Source organism: Desulfitobacterium sp. THU1 (genome assembly GCF_038181555.1).
Lineage (GTDB): Bacteria > Bacillota > Desulfitobacteriia > Desulfitobacteriales > Desulfitobacteriaceae > Desulfitobacterium.
Genome location: NZ_JBBWUA010000006.1, coordinates 12,688 through 36,510, shown reverse-complemented (window position 1 = coordinate 36,510; position 23,823 = coordinate 12,688). Strand labels below are relative to the sequence as shown.

At 45.3% G+C, this 23,823-nt stretch carries 22 protein-coding genes; 1 reads left to right on the top strand and 21 read right to left on the bottom strand.

Going from position 1 to position 23,823, the window contains the following annotated elements; genetic code table 11:
• Position 1 precedes the first annotated feature (1 nt).
• The 21 genes from AAC978_RS07315 to AAC978_RS07215 form a co-directional block, all read right to left on the bottom strand.
• A complete protein-coding gene (locus AAC978_RS07315) occupies positions 2 to 595 on the bottom strand; it encodes an SLATT domain-containing protein (protein WP_341547386.1) in 594 nt (197 codons plus the stop codon).
• Between the two features lie 22 nt (positions 596 to 617).
• Positions 618 to 1,436 (bottom strand): SMODS domain-containing nucleotidyltransferase, encoded by an 819-nt coding sequence (locus AAC978_RS07310; RefSeq protein ID WP_341547385.1) that lies wholly within the window; start codon positions 1,434 to 1,436, stop codon positions 618 to 620.
• Between the two features lie 194 nt (positions 1,437 to 1,630).
• On the bottom strand, positions 1,631 to 4,024 hold the full coding sequence (locus AAC978_RS07305; protein WP_341547384.1) for a vitamin B12-dependent ribonucleotide reductase: 2,394 nt from the start codon (positions 4,022 to 4,024) through the stop codon (positions 1,631 to 1,633).
• Between the two features lie 174 nt (positions 4,025 to 4,198).
• Positions 4,199 to 4,663, bottom strand: coding sequence for a transcriptional regulator NrdR (gene nrdR / locus AAC978_RS07300; RefSeq protein WP_341547383.1), 465 nt, complete (start codon positions 4,661 to 4,663; stop codon positions 4,199 to 4,201).
• A gap of 295 nt (positions 4,664 to 4,958) precedes the next feature.
• The gene (locus AAC978_RS07295; RefSeq protein ID WP_341547382.1) at positions 4,959 to 5,822 is read right to left on the bottom strand and encodes a nitrilase-related carbon-nitrogen hydrolase; all 864 of its coding nucleotides are present in this window, start codon (positions 5,820 to 5,822) and stop codon (positions 4,959 to 4,961) included.
• A gap of 7 nt (positions 5,823 to 5,829) precedes the next feature.
• On the bottom strand, positions 5,830 to 6,804 hold the full coding sequence (locus AAC978_RS07290; protein WP_341547381.1) for a LysR family transcriptional regulator: 975 nt from the start codon (positions 6,802 to 6,804) through the stop codon (positions 5,830 to 5,832).
• Between the two features lie 207 nt (positions 6,805 to 7,011).
• Positions 7,012 to 8,514 carry a cobyrinate a,c-diamide synthase gene (locus AAC978_RS07285; RefSeq protein WP_341547380.1) on the bottom strand — a complete coding sequence of 501 codons (1,503 nt, stop codon included), beginning with the start codon at positions 8,512 to 8,514 and terminating at the stop codon, positions 7,012 to 7,014.
• A gap of 48 nt (positions 8,515 to 8,562) precedes the next feature.
• The gene (locus AAC978_RS07280; protein WP_341547379.1) at positions 8,563 to 8,880 is read right to left on the bottom strand and encodes a TusE/DsrC/DsvC family sulfur relay protein; all 318 of its coding nucleotides are present in this window, start codon (positions 8,878 to 8,880) and stop codon (positions 8,563 to 8,565) included.
• A 48-nt stretch (positions 8,881 to 8,928) separates the two neighbouring features.
• On the bottom strand, positions 8,929 to 10,080 hold the full coding sequence (dsrP, locus tag AAC978_RS07275) for a sulfate reduction electron transfer complex DsrMKJOP subunit DsrP (RefSeq protein WP_341547378.1): 1,152 nt from the start codon (positions 10,078 to 10,080) through the stop codon (positions 8,929 to 8,931).
• A complete protein-coding gene (gene dsrO, locus AAC978_RS07270) occupies positions 10,073 to 10,867 on the bottom strand; it encodes a sulfate reduction electron transfer complex DsrMKJOP subunit DsrO (protein ID WP_341547377.1) in 795 nt (264 codons plus the stop codon). The genes dsrP and dsrO overlap by 8 nt, the downstream gene beginning before the upstream one ends.
• Positions 10,864 to 11,307: a sulfate reduction electron transfer complex DsrMKJOP subunit DsrJ gene (gene dsrJ, locus AAC978_RS07265; RefSeq protein ID WP_341547376.1), complete on the bottom strand. Its 444-nt coding sequence runs from the start codon at positions 11,305 to 11,307 to the stop codon at positions 10,864 to 10,866. The genes dsrO and dsrJ overlap by 4 nt, the downstream gene beginning before the upstream one ends.
• A complete protein-coding gene (gene dsrK / locus AAC978_RS07260; protein WP_341547375.1) occupies positions 11,300 to 12,922 on the bottom strand; it encodes a sulfate reduction electron transfer complex DsrMKJOP subunit DsrK in 1,623 nt (540 codons plus the stop codon). The genes dsrJ and dsrK overlap by 8 nt, the downstream gene beginning before the upstream one ends.
• A 10-nt stretch (positions 12,923 to 12,932) precedes the next feature.
• Complete coding sequence (gene dsrM, locus AAC978_RS07255; protein ID WP_341547374.1) at positions 12,933 to 13,934, bottom strand: sulfate reduction electron transfer complex DsrMKJOP subunit DsrM; 1,002 nt, start codon at positions 13,932 to 13,934, stop codon at positions 12,933 to 12,935.
• Positions 13,931 to 14,533 carry an RsbRD N-terminal domain-containing protein gene (locus tag AAC978_RS07250; RefSeq protein ID WP_341547373.1) on the bottom strand — a complete coding sequence of 201 codons (603 nt, stop codon included), beginning with the start codon at positions 14,531 to 14,533 and terminating at the stop codon, positions 13,931 to 13,933. The genes dsrM and AAC978_RS07250 overlap by 4 nt, the downstream gene beginning before the upstream one ends.
• A gap of 99 nt (positions 14,534 to 14,632) precedes the next feature.
• The gene (locus tag AAC978_RS07245; RefSeq protein ID WP_341547372.1) at positions 14,633 to 14,854 is read right to left on the bottom strand and encodes a hypothetical protein; all 222 of its coding nucleotides are present in this window, start codon (positions 14,852 to 14,854) and stop codon (positions 14,633 to 14,635) included.
• A gap of 58 nt (positions 14,855 to 14,912) precedes the next feature.
• On the bottom strand, positions 14,913 to 15,974 hold the full coding sequence (gene dsrB / locus AAC978_RS07240) for a dissimilatory-type sulfite reductase subunit beta (RefSeq protein ID WP_341547371.1): 1,062 nt from the start codon (positions 15,972 to 15,974) through the stop codon (positions 14,913 to 14,915).
• A gap of 25 nt (positions 15,975 to 15,999) precedes the next feature.
• A complete protein-coding gene (dsrA, locus tag AAC978_RS07235) occupies positions 16,000 to 17,190 on the bottom strand; it encodes a dissimilatory-type sulfite reductase subunit alpha (RefSeq protein ID WP_341547370.1) in 1,191 nt (396 codons plus the stop codon).
• Positions 17,191 to 17,222: 32 nt separating this feature from the next.
• A complete protein-coding gene (locus AAC978_RS07230; protein ID WP_341547369.1) occupies positions 17,223 to 17,411 on the bottom strand; it encodes an ATP-binding protein in 189 nt (62 codons plus the stop codon).
• A gap of 127 nt (positions 17,412 to 17,538) precedes the next feature.
• The gene (locus tag AAC978_RS07225; protein ID WP_341547368.1) at positions 17,539 to 19,245 is read right to left on the bottom strand and encodes an FAD-dependent oxidoreductase; all 1,707 of its coding nucleotides are present in this window, start codon (positions 19,243 to 19,245) and stop codon (positions 17,539 to 17,541) included.
• Positions 19,246 to 19,283: 38 nt separating this feature from the next.
• Positions 19,284 to 20,906 carry a (Fe-S)-binding protein gene (locus AAC978_RS07220; protein WP_341547367.1) on the bottom strand — a complete coding sequence of 541 codons (1,623 nt, stop codon included), beginning with the start codon at positions 20,904 to 20,906 and terminating at the stop codon, positions 19,284 to 19,286.
• A 27-nt stretch (positions 20,907 to 20,933) separates the two neighbouring features.
• Positions 20,934 to 21,842 (bottom strand): respiratory nitrate reductase subunit gamma, encoded by a 909-nt coding sequence (locus tag AAC978_RS07215; RefSeq protein ID WP_341547366.1) that lies wholly within the window; start codon positions 21,840 to 21,842, stop codon positions 20,934 to 20,936.
• Positions 21,843 to 22,326: 484 nt separating this feature from the next.
• Here AAC978_RS07215 and AAC978_RS07210 point away from each other — a divergent pair, with 484 nt between their 5' ends.
• On the top strand, positions 22,327 to 23,802 hold the full coding sequence (locus AAC978_RS07210) for a putative sulfate exporter family transporter (protein ID WP_341547365.1): 1,476 nt from the start codon (positions 22,327 to 22,329) through the stop codon (positions 23,800 to 23,802).
• Positions 23,803 to 23,823: the final 21 nt, after the last annotated feature.

Here is a 23,823-nt window from a genome sequence, read left to right as displayed (position 1 = left end):
TTCAATACATACTTTCGCCCTTTTGATTCTGAATATTTGCTTCGCGCAAATGTTCAGGAAGCATTTTATCAATTTCTGATGCCCTAAATAACTGCTCTTCATCTTCCTTTAGAGCCTTTTGTGCAGCAGAATAGCTTCTGGAGTTCGTCGAAGAAGCTACCCTATAAATTTCTGCTGTGCGATCTTGCAGTTCATCTCTTCTCTTCATAATCACTTCTTCATTCAGCGCATCAAAATCAGTAAGAAGAGAGATATACCTTTCTCGAACAATCCATAGATCATCAGCTGTTGAGCGATGTTTCTTAATGTCATCAATAAGGTTAAAATCCTTGAAAAACAGGTTCAATGCAAGCAGAGCAGTTGACACAATACCACCAATCCATGTCATGATAATCTGATTGGTAACCACAGCGCCAAGAAATCCACCGGTCGAAATAGCAGAAAGTGCAATTTGCCAATACTTGATTCTTTTATTCTTATTAGTAAGTTGCTCTACCTGCTTTAAATGTGTTGTATAGCTATACACAAGTCGCCCATACGCCTCGCGAACTTGAACCTTTAAGTCTTTTTTATGAGAGATGGAGCTTTGTACCATAAACTTCCTCCGCTTACTATCATTAAGCAATATAATTTAATACTTTTTTCAAACATTCAAAACTGCTTCTTGTATCTATCTCCTGCCCGCTTCCAGGGGCGGTCAAAAGAATTGTCGACCGAAACACTGCTCTTTGATTAAGGTAATCAAGTAAAACACGCTCATAATCGCCCTTTGCTGAGGTCGAAGGTTCATCCCCAGACAACCATCTCCAATTTCCCATTGCCATATAAACAAAGCTGTCTATCACAATTCCTGACAGGTGATAACTGCTGAAATGGTTATCCCTGACACTCCGGAGATGCTTGCAAGTATCATAGAGCAAACCGCTACTGCTATTATTTTTTTGCTTCATTGCATCTTGTTCAGCTTTTGGATTCGTGGATCGCCAGTTCCCGCCCATATTTGTGTCGGGATAATTGTATGTACCATCCCATTGCCCAAGCCAATTAATATTTTTAAATGCGGGGAGTATTTCAAACTGCATACCATCACTGAAGGAGATTTTTACTACCTGCCCGTCTGCTCTAACATCGCTACGTGGATAGGCGATTAGTATTGAATTTCGAACTGCCTGCAACAAACGAGATTGCCCGTTACCCCTCGCAAAGTCATAACGGCTATATTCGCTTTGTGGCAATTCAACCAAAATATCGAGATCACTAGTGTCAATTGCCGTTCCGCGCCCATAGGAGCCTACATACAGGCTATTTTGTGTTTCGCTTTGGCTGTTCCAAAACTCACGGTTTATTGCCCGTGTCACTTTGTGATAACGTGTTGATATAGTGCTTCGAGTATCTCGCGAAATAATTTCACCATGTTTAAGAACCGGTAAACTCATAGTATCTATCTCCTTTTCTAAATCAACCGGAAGAAAACATCTAATTTCCATTGATAATAAAAAAGAAGCCAATAACCGTAATATTTGAGTTATTGGCTAAGATGTATTTGGTTAAGTTAAAATAATTATTAACTTCTTAAGACGTAATTTCTATTGCCCAATAGCGTCCGACTTTATTATCAGTGAACATGATATCAACCGCATTTTGAATATCCGCAATGGGTGCAGACAACGCAACCGCTTTCGTGATTGATTCCCATGCCGCACTCTGGGCAGGAATTGGCCTCGGCCACTGTAGAGCGGATCTTTTGACCACCGGTAAAAGAGGCACTCTTGCTTTGGACGGGCTTCTCTTCTACTTCTGGTTCGGCTTTAATGGTCACTGAATTTATTTTCCCTTTGCCTAGTTCGACATATTCCTTAATGACCCGGGCAATCGCATCGGGGCAGGAGGTGACTTTGACCCCTTCGCGACGGATACAAGCGGGACAACGGATGCCTTTGACTTGCTCGATGATGGCATCGACGGAGATACCGGAACGAAGAGCGATGGAGATCAAGCGAGCTGTCGCCTCAGACTGAGAGGAACAGCCACCTGCCCGGCCGGTGTTGGTGAAAATCTCGCAGATTCCCTTTTCATCAGCCATGACGCTCACATAGAGATTTCCGCAGCCGATACGAATCTTCTCCGTGACCCCAGTCGTAGTGGTCGGACGGGGACGAGGTAAAACGGTGTTCACTTCCGGAATGAAAGGCACCTTAGGAATGACGAACTCATCAGAATTCTCCATATTAGAAGCTTGTCCCTTGGCTTCTGTTGCCTTCTCGTCTGTCTTTTTGGCAATTCCAGTCGAGAGAACTTGTTCTTCACGACTTCCATCACGGTAGACAGTTAAGCCTTTACAATTAAGCTCATAAGCCAATTCATAAGCCTTTGCTATATCTTCATGAGTAGCCTCATTGGCAAAGTTAATCGTCTTGGACACAGCATTGTCTGTGTACTTTTGGAAGGCTGCCTGGATACGGATATGCCATTCGGGATCGATCTCCTGAGCAGTGACGAAGACCTCCTGAACCCAATTCGGAACTTCCGAGACCCCTAGCACTGTTCCCTTTTCGGCAATCTTTCGCATAAGCTCCGGAGAATCGAATCCATACTCTTCGGCGAAGCTTTGGAAGATAGGATTCACTTCGATCAAAGGAGTCCCGTCCATGACGGTCTTGGTATAGGCTACGGCAAACAGAGGCTCTACCCCACTGGACGCTCCACAGATCATGGAGATGGTCCCCGTAGGTGCGATAGTGGTCAGAGTTGCATTGCGCAGAGGACGGACACCATCATAGATGGAGCCTTTATAGTTAGGGAAGGTTCCTCTCTCTTCAGCTAAGCTTTGGGATTCTAATCTAGCTTCAGTCTGAATGAAGTTCATAATCTTCTCAGCATATTCTACGGCCTCCTCAGAAGCATAGGAAGTCTGAAGGAGAATCAGCATATCGGCAAAGCCCATAACGCCCAAGCCAATCTTCCGGTTGCCCTTCACCATCGCTTCAATAGCCGGCAGAGGATAAGTGTTGGCTTCGATAACATTATCTAAGAAGCGGGTCGCCGTGCGCGTGATTGCGCTTAAGCGCTCCCAATCCACCACGACTTTACCATCTTTTTCAGTCACCATGAGCTTAAGGTTAATGGAGCCCAAGTTACAGGCTTCATTGGGGAGCAGGGGCTGCTCACCACAGGGATTGGTGGCTTCGATCTCACCCAGCTGAGGGGTAGGATTATCCCGATTGAGGCGATCAATAAAGATGATGCCCGGCTCGCCATTTCTCCATGCACGATCTACGATCATTGTGAACACGTCAGGTGCGTAGAGCTGTCCTACAGCTTCTTTGGAATGGGGGTCGATTAGGTTATAGTGAGCCTTTTCTTGGACGGCTTTCATAAATGCTTCCGTAATTCCTACGGAAATATTGAAGTTGGTGATTTCTTTGTTGTCCTCTTTACAAGTAATGAATTCCAGAATATCCGGATGGTCTACCCGCAGGATTCCCATATTTGCCCCACGGCGGGTTCCCCCCTGCTTCACCGCTTCCGTAGCGGCATTAAAGACCTTCATAAAGGATACCGGGCCGGATGCTACACCACCGGTGGAACGGACGGTGCTATTTTTTGGGCGTAAACGGGAAAAGCTGAAGCCTGTCCCTCCACCCGATTTATGAATAATCGCTGCGTTTTTAATGGCATCGAAAATCTCTTCCATACTGTCGTCGATCGGCAACACAAAGCAGGCACTGAGCTGACCTAGGTCACGTCCTGCATTCATCAAGGTTGGGGAGTTGGGCATAAATTCTAGCTTGGCCATCATCTCATAGAAGGCTTTAGTCAGCTCTTTGACTTCTTTTTTCCCTTTGCCGAACTTCTCTTCGACTTGGGCGATGACAGAAGCCACCCGGTAAAGCATTTCTTCCGGGCTCTCGGCTACTTTCCCATTCTCTTGCTTGAGGTAACGCTTTTCTAAAATAACCCGGGCATTCGGTGTCAGGTTGGCTCTGAGCCAAGTTTTTGGTAATGATTCTACGAAACTCAACATTAATCCCCAACTTTCTCTCAAAAACTCTTCTCTTCTATTTTGGCTGAAATCCCGTACTTTTAGGATAGGTCTCAGGGCCTAATTTTTCCAGTCTTAGGGACTAAAAATGGGCACTTTTCCCAATTGCCCTGCATCACTAATAAACTTAAATCTTCCCAAAGATTAAGCCTGGAATTAGTTATTTCCCTTTTTTTCTACAAGCTCGTGGAGCTCCTGCAAAAAACGTTGGACATCCTTAAATTCGCGGTAAACTGAAGCAAAGCGTATGTAGGCTACTTCATCTAGATGGACCAAGTTATTCATGACCGCTTCGCCTATGCTCTTGCTGGGAACTTCGCGATCGTGGCCGTTACGAAGATTCTTTTCTATCTCGTAAGCCATATTCTCAATTTGTTCGACAGAGACCGGCCGTTTCTCACAGGCTCTTAAGATTCCTGCCTTCAGCTTTCCCCGGGAAAATTCTTCGCGTCTTCCGTCCTTCTTAACCACAACCAAGGGCATGTCTTCGTATTTTTCAAAGGTCGTAAACCGTCGTGAACAATGATCGCATTCCCGGCGCCGACGGACAGCTGTTCCTTCTTCCACTTGACGGGATTCTAGGACCTTTGTCTCATCGTTCCCACAAAATGGGCAATGCAAGTCATCACCCCCTACATCTAGTGTCTAGTTCATATTATCAACACTAGATATGGATGTCAAAACGAATTTTCCCCCTTTTTCCCCATTACTCTCTTTTTACGTCCCTCGTTCCTCTTCGCACGCTTTCGTATGGCCTTGTCCATAAATCGTTCGACAAAATTTGAGCAAGGAATAAAAAAAGAAAGGCGATTTGCCTTTCTTTTTATACGCATCAGTCTTCCGTGCAGCTAGGGCGGCACCACTGATGAATAAAAATCCTGTCTGGGTCGAGTAGCTTAGTCACTATTTTTTACATCTACTTTGGTATTTCTAACTCTAAGAGCTCTCCATAGAGCTCCTTACGACGGTCTGCCAAAAAAAACGTCTGCTTCATGGAGACCCGCTCGGCGCTGCGTAAAGCGTTGATCTTCGTCGCCGAAAGATCAGCAATAAGAATTTCCTCGGTATAGTCATCCTCTGGAGTGTGAAAGCTTTCGGCCAATATCTCTCCCTTTGGGCCAAAAGCCAAGGCTCCACCACTGAATACCTTGCCGCGGTTATTCGGACCTATAAGATTGCAAGCTCCCAGATAAGTAGAGTTATCATAGGCTCGAGTACCCAGATAGCGCTTCCAGATTTCTTTTCGATCACCTGCTACCACAGGTGATGCGTGAGGTGCAAAAAGCAGCTCGGCACCCTTCAAGGAATAAATGGCCGCCATCTCAGGGAAATGCCAATCCCAGCAGATGCCTACTGCAAAACAGACTCCCTTACCCATAAATACAGGGAACTGGGAGCCGGGAGTAAAATAATTCTGTTCACTGCGGCCAAGATGCACCTTGCGATACACGGCATTTTCCTGATCAGGAAAAAGGATGAGATGAGATAAGTAAGGGTTTTGACCCTTACCTATCTGCTCGACCATGCCCACCAGCAAAATAAGATTAAAATCTCTTGCACATTCTTTGAGCTCCTTAAGCCTTGGACTATCCAGTGAATCGCCAATTTCACTTGAATCGGCGGGTGAATAACCATGAAGGGCACTTTCCGGAAAACACAAGAGTTCAATTCCTTGCTTAGACGCTTTTTCCGCACATCTGATAATCGCGTTAAGGTTCGAGCGGGTTTCCCCTACTCGGGCTTCCATCTGAACTAAGCCGATTCGCTTATCTTCCAGCATCATTACCTCACTTATCGCAGGCTGTCCTAGCGACATCTATATAACGCATTCCTTCAGCACAGTAGTTTTGCGTCAGAATTTCCGTAAGGAGCTTCTGGTTGTGCAAGAAATTGATAAAGGTCCGTTCATATTTCGTCTGAGAAGATTTCGCCAAGGTGAGGATATTCAGGGGGCGATAAACGGGATCATCTTGGATACGAAGGGCCTTAAGGATTCCTTGGGCGCATTCTTTACGCACGGTCAGGGCAGAGATAATCGTAATCCCCAGTCCGGCACATACCACCTGCTTAATGGCTTGGGTGCTGCCCAGCTCCATGGCGATATTCAGTTTTGCCGGATCGAGACCTCGTTCCACTAAAGCCATCTCCATGGTTTTTCTGGTGCCCGACCCAACTTCCCGCGTTACAAAGCGCTCATAGGGCAATTCGGACAATTGAATGCTATCATACTCTGCCCAGGGATGAAAATGGGGTACGACTACCACCAGCTCATCTTCCCAGAATTTATCTACAATAACCCCTCTGCCCTTTGGCTCGGGGCCTTCAATTAGACCGATGTGGATTTTTCCCTCAATGACATCTTGGTCGATGACTTCCGTATTGGCTATCTTGACTTTAAAATCGACATCAGGCAACTTTGACGATAGGTAAGCGAGAAGATTGGGGAGAACATACTCGCCGATGGTTAAGGTCGCACCTAGGTGAATTTCTCCGCGCCGCTCCTCATCCAGCTCACTTACTTGATGTTGTGCCTTATCAAGTATGTCCAGTATCTCACAAACATGGCTATAAAAAACCTCTCCTGCCTTAGTGAGACTGACTCCCTTATTCGTCCGGTTAAAAAACCGTGTGTTGTACTGACCCTCAAGATTTTGAATCTGTAAACTGATACTGGGCTGACTCATATGAAGTCTCTTTGCTGCAAGGGTAATGTTCTTTGTGTCAGCTACTTCTTTGAAAACTATAAACTGCTGCTCGAACATAAAGATTTTCTCCTTTCACCTAAAGAACTCCCTCGAACGAGTAGTATCGATAAGTATATATTATTTCAAGCTTATTCAAGCCTTAATTCATTATAACAAAATTTTATGGCTATTGGTAATACAAATAGTTACCATTCAAGTTAAAGCAGCAGCTTAAATAACTTAGATAAAAAACTTAAAAATCAATGCATAAGTGCTAACAAGTAGTTATGCCAATTGATACTTGCTCACTCGGGTGAGCCTAGGCTTAGGCAAGCTATTCGCTTTCTCTGGTTTATGATAGTCGTGGGCCATAATTAACATTTGCTCAGCCCACTGAGGACATCCTATAGCATGAATATGATTATAGGCCGCAAAAACATTCTTATAGCAAATGCCTTCATTCTCTCCATCAATGCCATGTCCACGCTCAACTTTAAATCCAAAGTTTATCTTACTTTTGTCCAGATTGATGACCTTGGAGTTATGGAACTCATGTCCACGAACTACACTTTGCTTAAACCAAAGGTTGTCCTCCGATCCCCTGAGCACGGTATAGCCATGCCCTTGTGGCTTCTTTTGCATTTGCGTATCTAGAGGAAGCAACCCCACCATGTCATATTGGCTTTCACCTGTATAAATGCTGCGACCGAGATACATCAAGCCTCCGCATTCGGCGTAGATGGGCATGCCATCTTCTCCGGCTCTCCGAATATCTTCACGTAAAGTCACATTTTGCGTTAATTGCTCAGCAAAGACTTCTGGGAATCCTCCACCAATATAGAGTGCATCAAGATTCTGTGGCAAAGCCTCTTGGGTGAGCGCGCTAAAATAAAACAGCTCTGCTCCCATGGACTCCAGCATCTCTAAATTTTCCGGGTAGTAAAAGCTAAAGGCTGCGTCACGAATTACGCCAATACGCGGATTAGAGAGACTTTTCGCTTTCAGGCTATAACCAGATAAGCTAAAATACTCAGCCTGAGGAAAAACTTCAAAAGATGGCGCAGCTTGAGCAATACTGAGTATCCTCGACAAGTCAACATTTTCACTAATAACGTCGCCAATATGATTGAGTAATCGTTCCGTCTCTGCCATCTCCCCATTCATAACAAGACCTAAATGCCGATCCGGTATGGAAATCTGCGCATCTTTAGGGATCGCCCCGAGGACAGGAATCTGACAATAGGTTTCGATGGCTTCCCGAGCAACCTTCTCATGACGTGAACGCGCAACTTTATTGAGGATGACGCCGGCAATATTGATTTCCGGGTCAAAATGTTGACACCCCATCACAATAGCAGCGGCGCTACGAGTAATTCTCGTCGCATCCAAAACTAAGAGGAGGGGGGATCGGGTAATTTTGGCAATTTCTGCTGTGGAGGTGCTACCTTGGATATCTGAGCCATCATAAAGACCCATAGAGCCCTCAATGACACTGACCTCGCAATCTGAAGAATGTAGTGCTACTGAACGGCAAATATCTTCCTTACTCATAAGGAAAGGGTCGAGGTTCCGCGACACCCTCTCCGCTGCTGCAGTATGCCAGCTAGGGTCGATAAAATCCAGCCCTTTCTTGTAGGGCTGGACTTTGTGTCCACTTCGTCTTAGGGCTCTTAAGAGCCCTAAGGTAAAGGTTGTCTTGCCACTGCGCCCCTGAGGGGCCCCAATAACGATACGCGGGACATGGAGATTGTTTAGTTGTTGTATATCCTGATCCTTGATGTTAGACATAATCCCACCACACCTTTCTCTATTGGGGCCTCTATGGACGACTATGAATCAAACGCAACCGGTTGGTTTTGGAAGTCCGGCAATTTTACAGGCACCCTTTCCAGGGCCTGTAGGGAACAGTTCATAAATGGTTTTTTGAGTGTACCCGGTGTCTTTAAGAAGTTTACGAACCATGGGGGCAACTCCGTATTGATCATAGTAATCACGAAGGTAGTTGATCATTTTCCAGTGCTCTTCTGTGAGCTCCGGAACATCCTCGTTAGGAGCTAAAGCTCTCGCTACATCCTCGTTCCATACAGAAGCATCTTCTAGGAAGCCATCCTCATCCAACTCGTAGGACACTCCATTAACAACTAATTCAGCCATTTTAAAATTCCTCCTTGTTCTTTATTATGAGTTTTTTTGTGATAACATTTATATCTCTTCTCTGACACCGATAACAGCTTTATAGAAGATCGTGATAAGCAGGGCACCGATAGCATATACCATCATGGTAACGCCAAACTCTGTGAGCGTCGGGTAATATTCCACAACATGTTCTAATGGTGTGGGAACAAAACCGCCGATGACCAACCCTAACCCCTTATCGATCCAAGCTGCTATGAAGACAGAGATAAGAGCAAACGGTAAGATTTTTTCATTCCGCCGATATTTCGGGACCAGTAAGAGGAAGATCCCGACGAAGGCCAGAATGGTGGCTACCCACATAAAGGGTACCAGATTATTGTAACCCTCTAAACCAACGAAGAGGTACTGTAAGGGATGCATGTGACCAGGAATATTGCTATAGAAAGCGGTGAAGAACTCTAGAATGTAGAAGAATACATTGGCAATCATAGCATAAGTCACGATTTTAGCTAAGGATTGGATAGCTTCCTTGCCGGGGTCAAAGGTACTTACCTTCCGGACAATCAGGCAAAGCAGAATGAGTAAGGCAGGTCCGGCGGCAAAAGCAGAGGCTAAGAAGCGTGCGGCCATGATGGCGGTGAGCCAGAGATGTCTGCCCGGCATGCCGGCGTAAAGAAATGCTGTGACAGTGTGAATACTAACGGCCCAAGGTATAGAGAGATAGATTAAGGGCTTCACCCAAGCCGGCGGTGGAAATCCTTTGCGTTCTGCGCCTAAAGCGGTCCAACCGATGACTAGGTTAAGAAGTAAATACCCCATTAGTACACACATATCCCAGAACATAACGGAATTAGGGGTGGGATGTAAGATTACATTCATAATTCTGTCAGGGCGTCCCAAGTCGACAAAAATAAACAGGATGCACATAATGACAGAAGGAACAGCTAGGAATTCACCGAGAATAACGATTTTGCCAAACTTTTTATAGTTGTGAAGGTAATAGGGAATGGCCACCATAACTGCCGAGGCTGCAACACCTACTAAGAAGGTAAACTGGGAAATATAAATCCCCCAGGATACGTCTCTGCTCATGCCGGTGACACCTAAGCCCTCCTGATATTGTCTCAGATAGGCTAGGAAGCCTATGAAAATCACGGCTAGTAAGAAGCCGATCCACAGCCAATATCGTTTACTGCCGGATAAAGCTTTCTCAAGCACGCTCCTCACCCCCGATCAAGTAATAGACGCTGGGCTGAGTGCCTAGTTCAGGCTTACGGCGAATGGAAAAATTGCTACTTAATAACTTTCTTACTGCGGAATCAGGATCTGACAAGTTACCAAAGACAATTGCTCCTTTAGATTTTTCCACACAGGCAGGTTCTAGGCCCTGGTCGATGCGGTCCATGCAAAGGTTGCATTTCTCCACGACTCCTTTAGAACGGCGGGGATAGTCCGGATTGATCTCCTTAATATGGGGTGTCGGATCCCAGTAGTTAAAGCTCCGCGCTCCATAGGGGCAGGCCGCCATACAGAAGCGGCAACCGATGCAACGGTGCATATCCATGCCGACGACGCCATCTTCCCGTCTGAAGGTAGCTTTAGTAGGACATACCCGTACACAGGGTGGTTTATCACAATGATTACAAAGGGTTAAAAACGGCATCTTCTCCGTGGTTTCATCCAAGTAATGGTTTTCGATACCAGGGAAGACATGTTCATACGTATCGGTCCAGATCCACTTGATCTCATCCTTCGGATTTCCCATATCAGGAACATTGTGAAGATCATGGCAACTAGCGATAACCTCGTCGATATCGGTCTGGGTTAACTTACTCATATCAATGACTAGTGCCCAACGTTTACCGGTTAGATCCTCAGGGCTAGTAAAATCTGCTGCTTTGAGGGGTTCTAAGACCTCAAAGGCATCCAGAGTAATCGCTCCTCCCAATCCTAGGGCGGTAATCACTCCTGCTTTCTTCAGAAAATCCCGTCGATTGATGCTCATTTCACTGCCTCCCTTGGCCCAGCATGGCAACTCCAACAGTCAGGTTCCACGGATGCATAATCATGGCAAGAGTAGCAGAACTGGTTATCGCCTTGATTAGCAGTTTCAGCGGTATAGTAGACTGTTTGGGGCGTGTCGTTATGACAGCTCAAGCAAGATTCTTGGAGACTCATCTCAAACTCTTTTCCTTGGCTATTGATGTAGGTTGTTTTGCCATCACGAACCACAGAATCTCGCCATTCCAGCAAGAGCTGCATATGATTTTCTCTCATGTATTCTGTAGATTCGATACATTCGGTTGCGCCTAATTCTTGGATTTTAGGAGTATCCGTATCAATCACAGGCTTGGCATCTGCCTTTCCCATGTTATAAAGGAAGGGCATGATGGCGATAACCAAAAAGATCAGAAGGCCACCGATTGTTTTGCCGCCTTTACTCATCGGACGTTACCCCCTTTTCGGGTAAATCTTCGCCGCGCAGATCCGTTGTTCTTTCCTTTTCACCTGTCATGACTAGGGCATTGGCTACCAGTTCATGAACTCCAGTAACTCCTACGCCAGGTGTCCAGTAATCCATAAGTGCTGGGAAAGAAGCTCTGTCCACTGCGCAGATGTTAGCTAACATGTTGACCCCATATTTGTCCTGAACATGCTTTACGGCATTTGCTCGAGCGAAACCACCTGTCATACGCTCTGCCATGTTCTCCGAGGCATTCAGTCCGGAACCGCCGCCACAGCAGAAGGTTTTTTCGCGGATCGTATTTTCCGGCATCTCGTAGAAGTTATTGCACACGTTTTTGATGATATAACGAGGCTCTTCCAGCAGTCCCATGCCGCGGGAGGTATTGCAAGAATCGTGATACGTTACCTTGAGGTGATCGTTGCGGGAAGGATCAAGTTTTAGCTTGCCATGTTTTATCAAATCCGCAGTAAATTCTGCGATATGAATCATCTTGGTGGAAGCAGCATTTTCAAAGCGAGTTCCGGTGATCGGTGATACAGGAACTTCAAGGAAATCAGCTGGTTCCTGCCATGTACCCATGTACTGATTGATGACCCGCCACATATGGCCGCATTCGCCACCGATGATATATTTAACGCCTAAGCGTTTTGCTTCTGCATAAATCTTAGAATTCAAGCGTTTAGCCATCTCATTGGAGGTAAAGAAGCCAAAGTTTCCACCTTCCGAGGCATAGGTGCTCCAAGTATAATCAAGACCTAATTCGTGGAAGAGCATGAGATAGCCCATACAGGTATAGATACCTGGGTCCCCCATCAAGTCCCCGGAGGGAGTGACGAAGAGGATCTCCGCGCCTTTACGGTTAAAGCTCGGCTCGATACGAATGCCGGTGATGTCTTCAATGTCATCACACATCATTTCAATATTGCCGGTGATGGCATGGGGTTCTAAGCCTAAGTGGTTACCCTTCATGTAACAGTTCGCCACAGGATTAGAAATCCAATGGATATTCAGCCCTAGAAGGTTGAGTAATTCGCGACCGATGATGGTAATCTCTGCTTGGTCAATTCCATAAGGACAAAAGACCGAGCAACGACGACATTCTGTACATTGATAGAAGTAATACCACCATTCCTTGATGACTTCCGGGGTTAGATCTCGCGCGCCTGCCAAGCGTCCCAAGAACTTACCTGATTTGGTAAAGTACCTGCGATAGACTGAACGAATTAATTCCGCTCTGAGCACAGGCATATTTTTGGGATCTCCTGTACCAATATAGAAATGGCATTTATCCGCACAGGCTCCGCAACGAACACAGATGTCCATCATGATCTTGAATGAACGATATTTGTTCAGTCTCTCACCGATTCCTTCGATGATCGTCGTCTGCCAATTCTCCGGAAGCTGCCAATCTTCATCGACCGGAGACCAATCCCGAGCATTAGGAAAGCCTACGATTTCTAAGTCCTTTCCTTTTGCACCCCAGCAGAAGGTACCCGGTTCAAAGGTTGTAGGGGTATCGAACCATTCTGTGGAGCTTGGTGTATAATCAATATTTGCTAGTTCTTCGGCACTAGGTAGTTTAAATTTTGCCATCTGTCTCACCTCACTCCTTTTCTACCGGTATACCCGCCTTTATCATTTTTTCTCTAAAATCATCTTCATACTCTTCGTAGGTATGGACTGCAACAGGATAGTTCCAGGGATTGATATGTCTGACCATACGATTGTTAGCCTTCATATTTCGGGTAGGATTCATGAAGATTCCTCCCATATGCATCAGCTTACTTAATGGGAAGTAAGCGAATAAGCAACTGACTAAGAATAAATGCACATAGAAGATGGTGCCGATTCCCTCAGGAATATGAGGGGTAAAGGTAAGTAAACCGACGGTAAATTCCTTGATTGTGGCGATATCTACTCTGTAAATATAGCGCATAAGCATTCCGGTACCGGCAATTCCCATCAGCATAAAGAGAGGGAAGTAGTCCGCAGCTAAACTGATGTACTTTATTTGTGGCACAACAACTCTCCGCAAGAAGAGATAGGTTAGGGCCAAGACAATAAACATATCGGTGATATAAAGAGCCGGCAAGCCAATCTGGAAGAAGCTATCCAGCTGATCGAGAGAACTTACGAAGGCTGGAACTGGCTCCAAAAATAATCTCAAATGACGAATCAAAATGATCAGCAAAGACCAGTGAAACAAAAGACCGAAGAGCCAGAGCCATTTGCTCGATCCATAAGCAACCTTTGGACCATTCTCACCATTTCTAAGCTCAGTCTTGGAATTTCTGAACAGGGAGCGGAAGAACAAAACTTCCAAGGCCATTCTGACGATGACCCCCCAGTTCGTGGTAGGGTTTTCAATCTTATTCTGTTTAATCCAATCAAAGGATTTCTCTTGACCAATGGTGGTTGGAATTCTAAAAGGTACTGGAGAACGTGCCCAACCCATAATTCGATAAATGAATCCCGCTAAGAAAGCGGCGAGGGCTAGATATGGAAGAATAATGCCGAATAGGAACTGTAAATTAGCAAATTCCACACCAACCAATGGGATCAATATCAGTATTGAGAAAGCGATTAAAGAAAATAAGGCTTTCACTTTACACCCTCTTTTCTCTTGGTTTTGACCACAAACTGCTCGTATGCGCTGCCTTCTGGTGCTTTTAGCTCGGAGGTGTCAATATCGGGACGCTCCGTCACCAAATTGGCTTGCTGCAATAGCCGATAGGTCATATTTCTTAGTTCCATAGTTTTTAAGTCCGCTAGCTTATCGCGACATGCGGAATATATATCAAAAGAAGCGAGTGCCAACTGGTCAATTTCAACATCAAGCTCTAGCAGGGCTTTAGAGATGTGTTCATCCTCAGCCGCCTTGCCCAGTTCTTCTCGAATTATCTTTTTTAATAAGAAAACAAAATTTACAGCCTGTGAAGGGGTAAAGGTCTGTACAGCTCGTACCTTAAGGATATCCTTCAGAAATGAATGCACTTCAATGGATTCATCATCTTGAAGCAGCGCTGTAAAGGTTTGTTCAATGCCAAGGGTCATGGTATTCCCTACCGGGTTGGCAAATACATCATTTTGTTCCTTTAAGAATCTTGCCGTGTCTTTGGGATAGCTATTTACAATCTCATGTTGCCATTTTCGGATGATATTTGACTTTTTTTCTGTGAGGAGACTTCTTAAGGCTTTGTCCATTTAAGCCAACTCCTTGATATTTATTATGAGAAGGAGTTTCCCCGATGCAGGAGGAGTACTCCTGCATCGGGATCCGTTGTGTGTTTTGTCCGGCAAGGTTTAGCTTGGCTCTTTGACTTTGCCTTTGAGGGCAACGAAGGTAGTGGTGATGTAAAGATATTCAACCAAATCCTCCATGGCAAGCTCTTTGACCGCATTATCGACGTCGGATTTCTTTTCACCGATTGCCGCTGCAATCTCTTTGCTTTTTGCCTTCTCGACGGTATCTAAGTAGGCTAAGACCTTTTCTTTGATAACGGGGTCGGCAGCTCCTTTTTGCATATCCTATTCCCCCTATAATTTATTTAAAATTTATTACATCACAATGAGTTTATCGAGCCTACTCGTATTTGAAAGCAGCTCCGGTGCGGAAGGTTTCTCTGGAGAAGATAAAATCATCGATAAGTTTATCGGAGAACTCAATACCAGTTAAAGTAAAGAATCTCTCCCAACCGATTCTTTCAATCCATTCGCCCATCTTTTCACCTTTGCGTGCATTGGCAGCCCAAGTCTCAACGATGTTGCGGACTGCGCTAGTAACTTCCGGCCAACGAGGTGGGTTGTTTTCGATGAAAGGAATGACCATCCGGGAGAACATAGGATTCGTACGTGCATTAGCTACTTTACCACCAACAAGAATGGCAATACCGTCATTTTGAGGATCGATGATTTCCATTCCTGGGTTCATGGTATAGCAGTTTCCGCAATACATACATTTTGCCTCGTTAACAAGAACGCTCTTCTCTTTAGGGTTCGGACGAATAGCGCCAGTGGGGCAACAAGCTACGAGACTAGGAATCTCTGTGCCTTTACGAATTTTTTCATGATCGATACGGGGAGGTGTTCTGTGAACGCCAACGATCGCCAAGTCACTGCAGTGAGCAGCTCCGCACATGTTAAGGCAGCAAGCGAGGCTCATTTTTAATTGGGCTGGCAGTTTCATATCGACAAAGTATTCATAGAGATCGTCCATGACGGCTTTCACGACGCCGGAAGCATCGGTAGCCGGGGTATGGCAGTGAACCCAACCTTGAGTATGAACGATGTTGCTGATGGAAGCACCGGTACCACCGACAGGCAGACCTATAGCACCGAGGGCGGCGATAAGAGGCTCAACCTTAGCAGCATCAGATACTAGAAATTCGACATTATGACGAGTTGTGAAACGAAGATAGCCATCGCAATATTCATCAGCTAGTTTGCAGATATCACGAACAAAATCGATACTGACAAGACGAGGAGAACCTACGCGAATACTATAGAGCTCTGCACCGGTTTCGGAAACGTGTTTTAAAACACCCGCTTTAGGGTTTTCATGGTAACGCCATTTTCCATAATTATCGACGATAATCGGTGGAATGTTCTCTTTATAATTGAGAGGTCCCTGATCTAATATAGCCATTATTATTCACCTCTATCTGATTATTTTATTTTTTGATTTCGTCTTCAGGCCAGAAGACATAAGGGTTAGCACGTGGACGATAGACCATTTGAGGTACTGCAGGCAAGCCAACTTCGGTGAGGAATTTGCTCATGCCAAGACGATAAATGGTTTCCCCAATTCTCTCACGTGTCTTACCATTTTCATCCCACCACTCCCAGATGCGGGTGATTACATCTTTGAACTCTTCGAAATCGTCTGCTTCTTCCATTTTCATGAAAGGAACGATGACCCAACCCATGAAGGCTGATTGAACGATGGTGGATTTACCACCGATCAGAATGGTAGCTCCTCTGTCTTTGCCAGGAGTAATAGCTTTTGGCATTCTGTTGATGCAATGCATACAACGGGAACAATCTTTAGCGATTACACTTAGTTCCTGGGTTTCGGCATTGTACTTCAATGCATCAGTAGGACAACCGTCACAAACATGTTGGATATTCATGCCACTGGCTGCATACTTTTTGACTTCTTCCGGATCAATGATGAGGGAATCTCTCCAAGTTCCGATAACCGCGCAGTCTGCACGTGCGATGGAAGCGGTACAATCATTAGCGCAACCAGAAAATTTAATCTTAGATTTATAGGGCCACATGGGGCGATGCAACTCATCTTGGAAGGCGTTGGTGATGTTGTAGCAAGCTTCTAAGGTATCATAGCAGGCATGCTCGCAACGTGCAGGTCCTACACAGCAGCTGGGGGATCTTAAGTCTGATCCTGAGCCACCAAGGTCAAATCCTTCTTCACTTAACTCATCAAAGATGGGTTGGAGCTGATCGGTAGTGGTTCCTAGTAAGATTGCGTCACCGGTTGCTCCGTGGAGGTTCATGAGTCCGCTACCACGTTTTTCCCAGATATCGCAGATTTTACGCAAGGAGTCTGTGCTGTAGAACCAACCACTGGGTGCGTTAATCCGCACGGTATGGAATGCTTGCAAATGAGGATAATCTTCGGGCAGGTCGGTGTAACGACCAATAACGCCGCCACCATATCCTTTTACACCGACGATACCACCATGTTTCCAGTGTCCGCGCTTTTCCTCGTAGGATCTTTCCAAGAGGTGAAGAAGATCCTTCGAGGCTTCATTCTTCACGGCGGCTCTTTTAATTTCTGTTACAAAGCTGGGCCATTGTCCATTTTGTAACTCGTCCAATTGAGGGGTTTTCTTATCAGCCATGACCTTACCTCCAATACAAAGATTTTAGATTTTTACATTTCGGTTATCGAAACTGCACCTGTTGGGCATATGGTAATACAACTTTCACAACCCATACATTCTGTCTCATCACCGACAACTTCGGTCTTGCCATCAACGAATTTGAGAAGGTGTGCTGGACAGCTATCTGCACACGCATCGCAACCTGAACATGTATCTGGATCAACAGCAACTATATACATCTTCCCTCACCACCTTTAATAGATTACCCTTGTGTGAACTTACACTATCTGACTCTATTTAACTATAATTTACTTGTAGTGTACAATACATAATTGCAATCGCACGATTCAAAATCCTCATTGTATATTATTGAACAATGTACTCAAGCAATTGGTAGCGTAGAGCTTCCCAAATAGACATCCCCCCCTCCAGAAAACTCACATCCTTAAAGCCTTTTTCCTTAAGAAAGCATGCCGCCTCGTAACTTCTAATGCCGAGCTGACATACAGAAATCACATCGCCTCCCTTGGGGATTTCTTGGTAGCGATTTCTAAGTTCTCCTAAGGGGATCTCCCTCAGATTAGAGCCTGTAAAAGGAGTCGCCTTGACTTCCTCATCCTCGCGAACATCAACTAGGTGGAATTGTTCTCCTTGTTTAACTCGCTCTAAGAGTTCAAGGGGGGTGATGGTTTTGACCAATCCCAGCTGCTTGTTTTCAAAAGTATTTGCCGCATGAATAAGCACATCAATCGCTGTGGCGAAGGGGGGTGCATAGCCTAAATCCAAGTTGCTAATATCACTCACCGTGCCATTAAAGTGAAGGATCGTGGCTAAGACGTCTAGGCGCTTGATGCTTTCCCCCTGACCACAGACTTGAGCTCCCAGTAAGCGTCCCGTAGACTCCTCAGCAATAAGCTTGATGGTGACGGAATCATGAACCGGATAGTAGTGTGTAGCATCCAATCCGGTGCTTAAGCTTGTCATCACGTCGTAGCCCAGTTGCCTTGCTTCCAATTCCCCTAGTCCTGTCCGACCGATATTCAAATCAAAGGCTTGCAGGACAGAGGTCCCACAAATCGCCGGAAACTCTGTCTTGCGTCCTGCGATATTGTCGGCAATGACTCGGCCTTGTTTATTCGCTGTGGAAGCTAAGGGTACGTAGGCTTTGCCACCTGTCACATGATGAATCTGCTCAGCACAGTCCCCACCGGCAAAGATATAAGGGTCGTCCGTTTGCAGGTACTGATTGACCTGTATGCCTCCAGTCACGCCGATAGTGAGACCGGCCTGTCTGGCTAGGCTGACTTCTGGTCTGACCCCCACGGCTATGACGACAAGCTCTGTTTCAACTTCGCCATTTTCTAACACGACTCGATTGACGTTATTCTCATCATCTTTTTTGAGGGCCTTCACCGGGGAACCTAAGTGCAGATCAATGCCGCGGTCGCGCATCCTACTCTCAAGGAGAATAGCCATGTCCGGATCAAGTAATTTCGGAAGTACAGTTGATTGGCTCTCACATAAGGCAACCTTGGTTTGGCGACTGAGGATGGCGTCCGTTGTTTCAATGCCAATCAAGCCGGCTCCAATCACTGTGGCATGCTTAATCTTTTTCTCCCGGATCAGTGATCTTATTTGAACTGCAGCATCAGGATGGTGCAAGGTGTACACATTCTTTGCCTCAATACCGGGTAGGGGGGGTACAACCTCTGTTGCACCCGTAGCCAGAACTAAATAATCATAGTCCAGTTCCCTTTCTTCCCCGGTAGTAAGATCACGAAGCTTTACATTTTTATGCCGGCGATCGATCGCTATAGCCTCAGTCTCGGTGAGAATATTAACTCCCTTTTGGTCCTTAAAAAACTGAGGATCACGGATTAATCCGGCTGTAGTCTTCAGGAGATCGTCGATTTCCGGTACTGAATTTCCCACATAAAAAGGTAACCCACAGGACCCATAGGAAACAAGTTTGCCTTTTTCAATAATCGTTATCTCGGCCTCTATGGAAAGTCGTCGCAGGCGTGCAGCTACCTTCGGGCCGGCTGCAACGCCACCGATGATGACCACTTTCACGCTACCACCTCTTTACCATCTTCACAATTTTCAACGACTTATTCTTCTTCTCTTAAAAACTCAAAAAATGGTTTCTTGAGATCTACCATGGCATTGACGACCAGCTCAATCAGACCGCTGTATTGGACATTATATTTTTCTGTAGCTTCGTAGTATTCTAAAATGTCGCGAATAGTCCCTTTACAGTTCGAGCAAGGGGCACATACGTATTTGACAATGCTAGGATCTTCCATGGTATCTGGGAAGGCGTTGAGAATTTGCGCAAACTTTTTGCGAGCGCTGATTTTATTGCGGAAATCGCCAAAGTTAAAGCTATGCATGATCGCAAAACCGCTACCGCCACCGCAACAGTAATTATCCACACCATGAGGGGTCATTTCGCGGAATTGGGGAGCAAGCTTGTGCAGTACTTCCCGTTGGGGCATGACGATTCCCATTTGCCTTACGACATTACAGGGATCATGAAGGGTTACTGGGAAGTTATTGCGGCTCGGGTCAAACTTAATCGCCCCTGACATGACAATATCTCGCAATAAGGGGAAGAAGCTCTCAACGGGAACCTTGTTTGAGCCTGGGACCATACGGTCTGCAACAAGGGCACCCGCTTTATGGGCGTGTCCACATTCACCTTGAACGATACGGCGGACTCCAAGTTCGTTTGCTGCTTTGATCTGGCCTAGAGCAATTTTTTTGGCCTGCGCATCATCGTACCAGATGCCATAGTTCACGCTATCGTAGCCCATCATTTCGCTACTGAGGGTCCAGTTGATTCCCGCTGCTTCAAATAGAATGGCAAAGGCCATTGGGTTTTCCGGCCAAGCATTATATTCACCGGCGTTATGAATCAGAAGGACATCCGCGCCTTTTTTATCAATAGGAAATTTAATTTTAATACCATAGTTTTCTTCAATTTCTTCTTCTAGAAATTGAATATTGTCCAAGAAGACCGGTTTCGTCATGCCTGTAGAGGAACCGGTTTTGAGCTGGTTTTCTGTACCTTTTTTATGAATTGGACTTGGGGCAATCCCCATCTCCATGCTGAATATTTTCCGAATCTCCTTGGCCATGATGCCATTATCCAAACCTAGGGGACAGGTTTGGGCGCAACGACGGCAGAGGTTACAGCGATAGGCTGATTCGCCAAGACGAGCGATACTCTCCCAAGTAGCCTCAAGATCTGCACCTACGAAACCACCCAGTAGCTTGCCGCTGGTTGTAAAGTACTTTTTATAGAGTTTCCGAAGAGCTTCGATACGAAAAATAGGTCGATAAAGCTCATTGTTGCCCGAACCTTCATAGATGTGGCAGGCAGCGGAGCAGGTATCACACTTGGCACAGTACTCCATGGTCAGATTTAAGGGTTGGAGCATACCGCTGTTCGCATCGGAAAACAGCTTTTCTAAGCCGGTCAAGAATTTACGAACAAACTCTTCTTCTTCCTCTTTGGATTGGGGGCGAGTCAGAGTATCAATACCCACAAATCCATCTAAAGAAGTACAGTATTTTTCGCGCCAAGCATCTTTAACCGGTACGAAGTCGGGTTCCAATCCAGGTTTATCATAAGGAGCTGGCAAGGGCATTAGTTCTTCAGTGGTAAACACAACCAATTGCTCATCCGCTCTCCCCAAATCACTGGGCTTTAAATTTTTCGAATCGATCATGATGTCATACTCCTTTCTTCAATTTCATTATCCTTGCGCAGAGGTTTTCTCTGCTGGTGCTGTAACTTGACCGGAAATATGGGGTGCACCCCATTTGGTTTTTGGAGAGTTCTGAGCATTAGCCTTAATTTTTTCTTCAATTTTACTTCCTGGAAGATTGGGATCGTTTTCCCAATTAACCATATGAAAACTGAAGAATTTGCCCACATAATGGCTCATTTTGCTCATGGGGATATAGACAAGCATGAAGCCGGCTAAAACTATATGCACAATCATTAAGGAACTAGCATTCAAGGGTTGTAAGGATAGCACATTTGCCATAGCTTGGCGCGCGGTGCTCATACTCAGATCCCCGCCCCAAACGACAATACCCGTAGCGGTTACGGTGAATAAGAGTAATAAATTAAAGTATTCCTGAGGAGTTGTGTATTTCTTTAGGGTGGAATCCATGAGACGACGGAAAACCAAGGTTAGGGCACCGAAGGCTGCCAAGGCGAATCCTGCCCATCCCACTAAAGGAGTTAAATAATAAAGCAACATTCCCCAAACCGAGCCACTGGCCGCAACTGTTCCCCCGGCAAATTCAGTAGCAGCACCGGCAACTAAAAGCACTGTCCAAGCGATGATCAGATAAATGCCAAGGTGTAAGGAGTAGGATAACCACCAAAGGGACCTTTGGTTTTGGAAGAGTTTTTTAATAAAGAGGATTTCTTTGAGCATGTCAATTATTTCAGAGGCTAGTGAAGTTTCATGGGGCTTACTCCACCACTCTTGTTGCTCGTAATAAGATCCCCCGTAGGCATGCCCTTTTTCTTTTGGAACTGGATATAAATCCAACCTCCCATGCATAGGCATTTTAGTATACACATAGGCTTTGTAAGCTGAGATACCTAAAAATAGAACCATGGCTAATATTGCGTAAAAAACCAGAAACATAATTTCGCCCCCCATTGTATTGAGATTGTCCTCATTATCACTTATAATTCTAGGATATTTTCTCCCCCTTGTAAAATTCTCTTTTGTAATTGTGATAATTAGTAATTGTGATCATTAGCGTAGATACATCAAAATTCTCCCATAAGTTTTTTAAATGGCCTTCATATTAAAACTATATTTCACATATTGTCAGAAAAGTTCTATAATGAACTTAGTTAGTGAATGTGCGTTTTTTCTCATCTTTTGTCGAAAAGGAGGTGAGTCTCAATCTGCTTTCCGCTTCTGTTCACATTCACAAACCATCACTAATTGGGAGGTGTGGCTGCGCATTAATGGTTAAGTTCTATTTCAATACCTATTGATTAGAAAACCATCGTATTTACCCTACGAACGTGAGTAACGTAAGAAGTTCTTTTAAGACCTAATCATTAAGTCTATATTTGAATTTCCAAATTAATTATCACAATCTCAGGGAGGTGCAAAAATGTCCACAGTAAACACATATGCAAAAAAGAGAGCTCTTCAAAATGAAGACTGGTGGGCGGCCTGGCTAGGGTTATTGATTTTCGCTTTAGGCTTAGGACCATTTTTCGGCATGGACATACTCGGTTGGGTAACAAAATCAAGTGTCTGGATCGATCCGGCAAAAGCCTTTGCTCCAGTGACCAAAGGCGTCGGAATTAGTGGTTTTGCTTCATTACTAGCAACTTACGTCTTCATCTTAGTCCTTATCGGTGTCGCGTCAAAATTCATCGGCGCCAATATGAAAAAGTTCTTTGTTGGTTTTACCTTCATATTTTGGATGACCACATTGTGTCTGATGATCGGCAATATTGCTTACATCGGTGCTACACCGGATAAGACAGCAAATTATGGTATTGCTTGGTCACTGGGCTTAGGCGAGATGGGTTACATCATCGCCATGGTTATCGGCCTTATCATCGGAAACTTCTTCCTGAAATTCGCTGATTATCTAAAAGAAGCAGCGAAACCAGAGTTGTTTATTAAGATTGGTATCGTTGTACTTGGTGGATCTATTGCGCTTAAATCCTTGGATGCTTTCGGTCTCGCTACCACAGTTATTATCCGGGGTATCTGCGCAGTTGTTGAAGCCTACTTAATCTACTGGCCAGTCGTTTATTTAATTGCTCGTAAATTCTTCAAGTTTACTCCAGAATGGGCAGCTCCCCTAGCCTCCGGTATTTCCATCTGCGGTGTTTCTGCTGCCATCGCCACCGGTAGTGCTATTCGTGCCCGTCCTGTTATTCCGATTATCCTTTCTGCTGTTATTATCGTTTTCGTTGCAGTTGAGCTCCTATTATTACCTTGGTTAGCGCAAGCCCTGCTATTCAAAGATCCCATGGTGGCTGGTGCTTGGATGGGTCTGGCAGTTAAAAGTGATGGCGGTGCCATCGCAGCTGGTGCCATTACCGATTCCTTAATCCGCGGTCGTGCTCTGAGTGAGCTCGGCGTAAACTGGGAAGAAGGCTGGATCTTGATGGTCGCTACCACGACCAAAGTCTTTATCGACATCTTTATTGGTGTGTGGGCCTTCATTCTTGCGGTAATTTGGTCGGTATTCCCGATTGATAAAAATTCCGCAGTCGCCCAAACTGGCGAAAGGGGCAAAGTTAATCCCGCCGAGATCTGGAATCGCTTCCCGAAATTCATCATCGGCTTTGTCTTAACCTTTGTTATTCTCTTCCTTGTTGGTGTAGTTAGTCCTGACGACGTTTCTAAACTGAAGCCTGGGGTTAGTGAGGCCAATGCCTTACGGACATTCTTCTTTGGAATGTGCTTCTTCTCGATCGGCTTAGTCACCAATGTGCGTAAGCTCTGGGATGAAGGTATGGGACGTATCGTCGCTGTCTATGGTATTGCACTCTTTGGTTTTATCCTTTGGGTCGGCCTGTTCATCTCCTGGCTGTTCTACCATGGAATTACACCTCCAACAGTATAATAATTGAGTAAGGGGGAATAC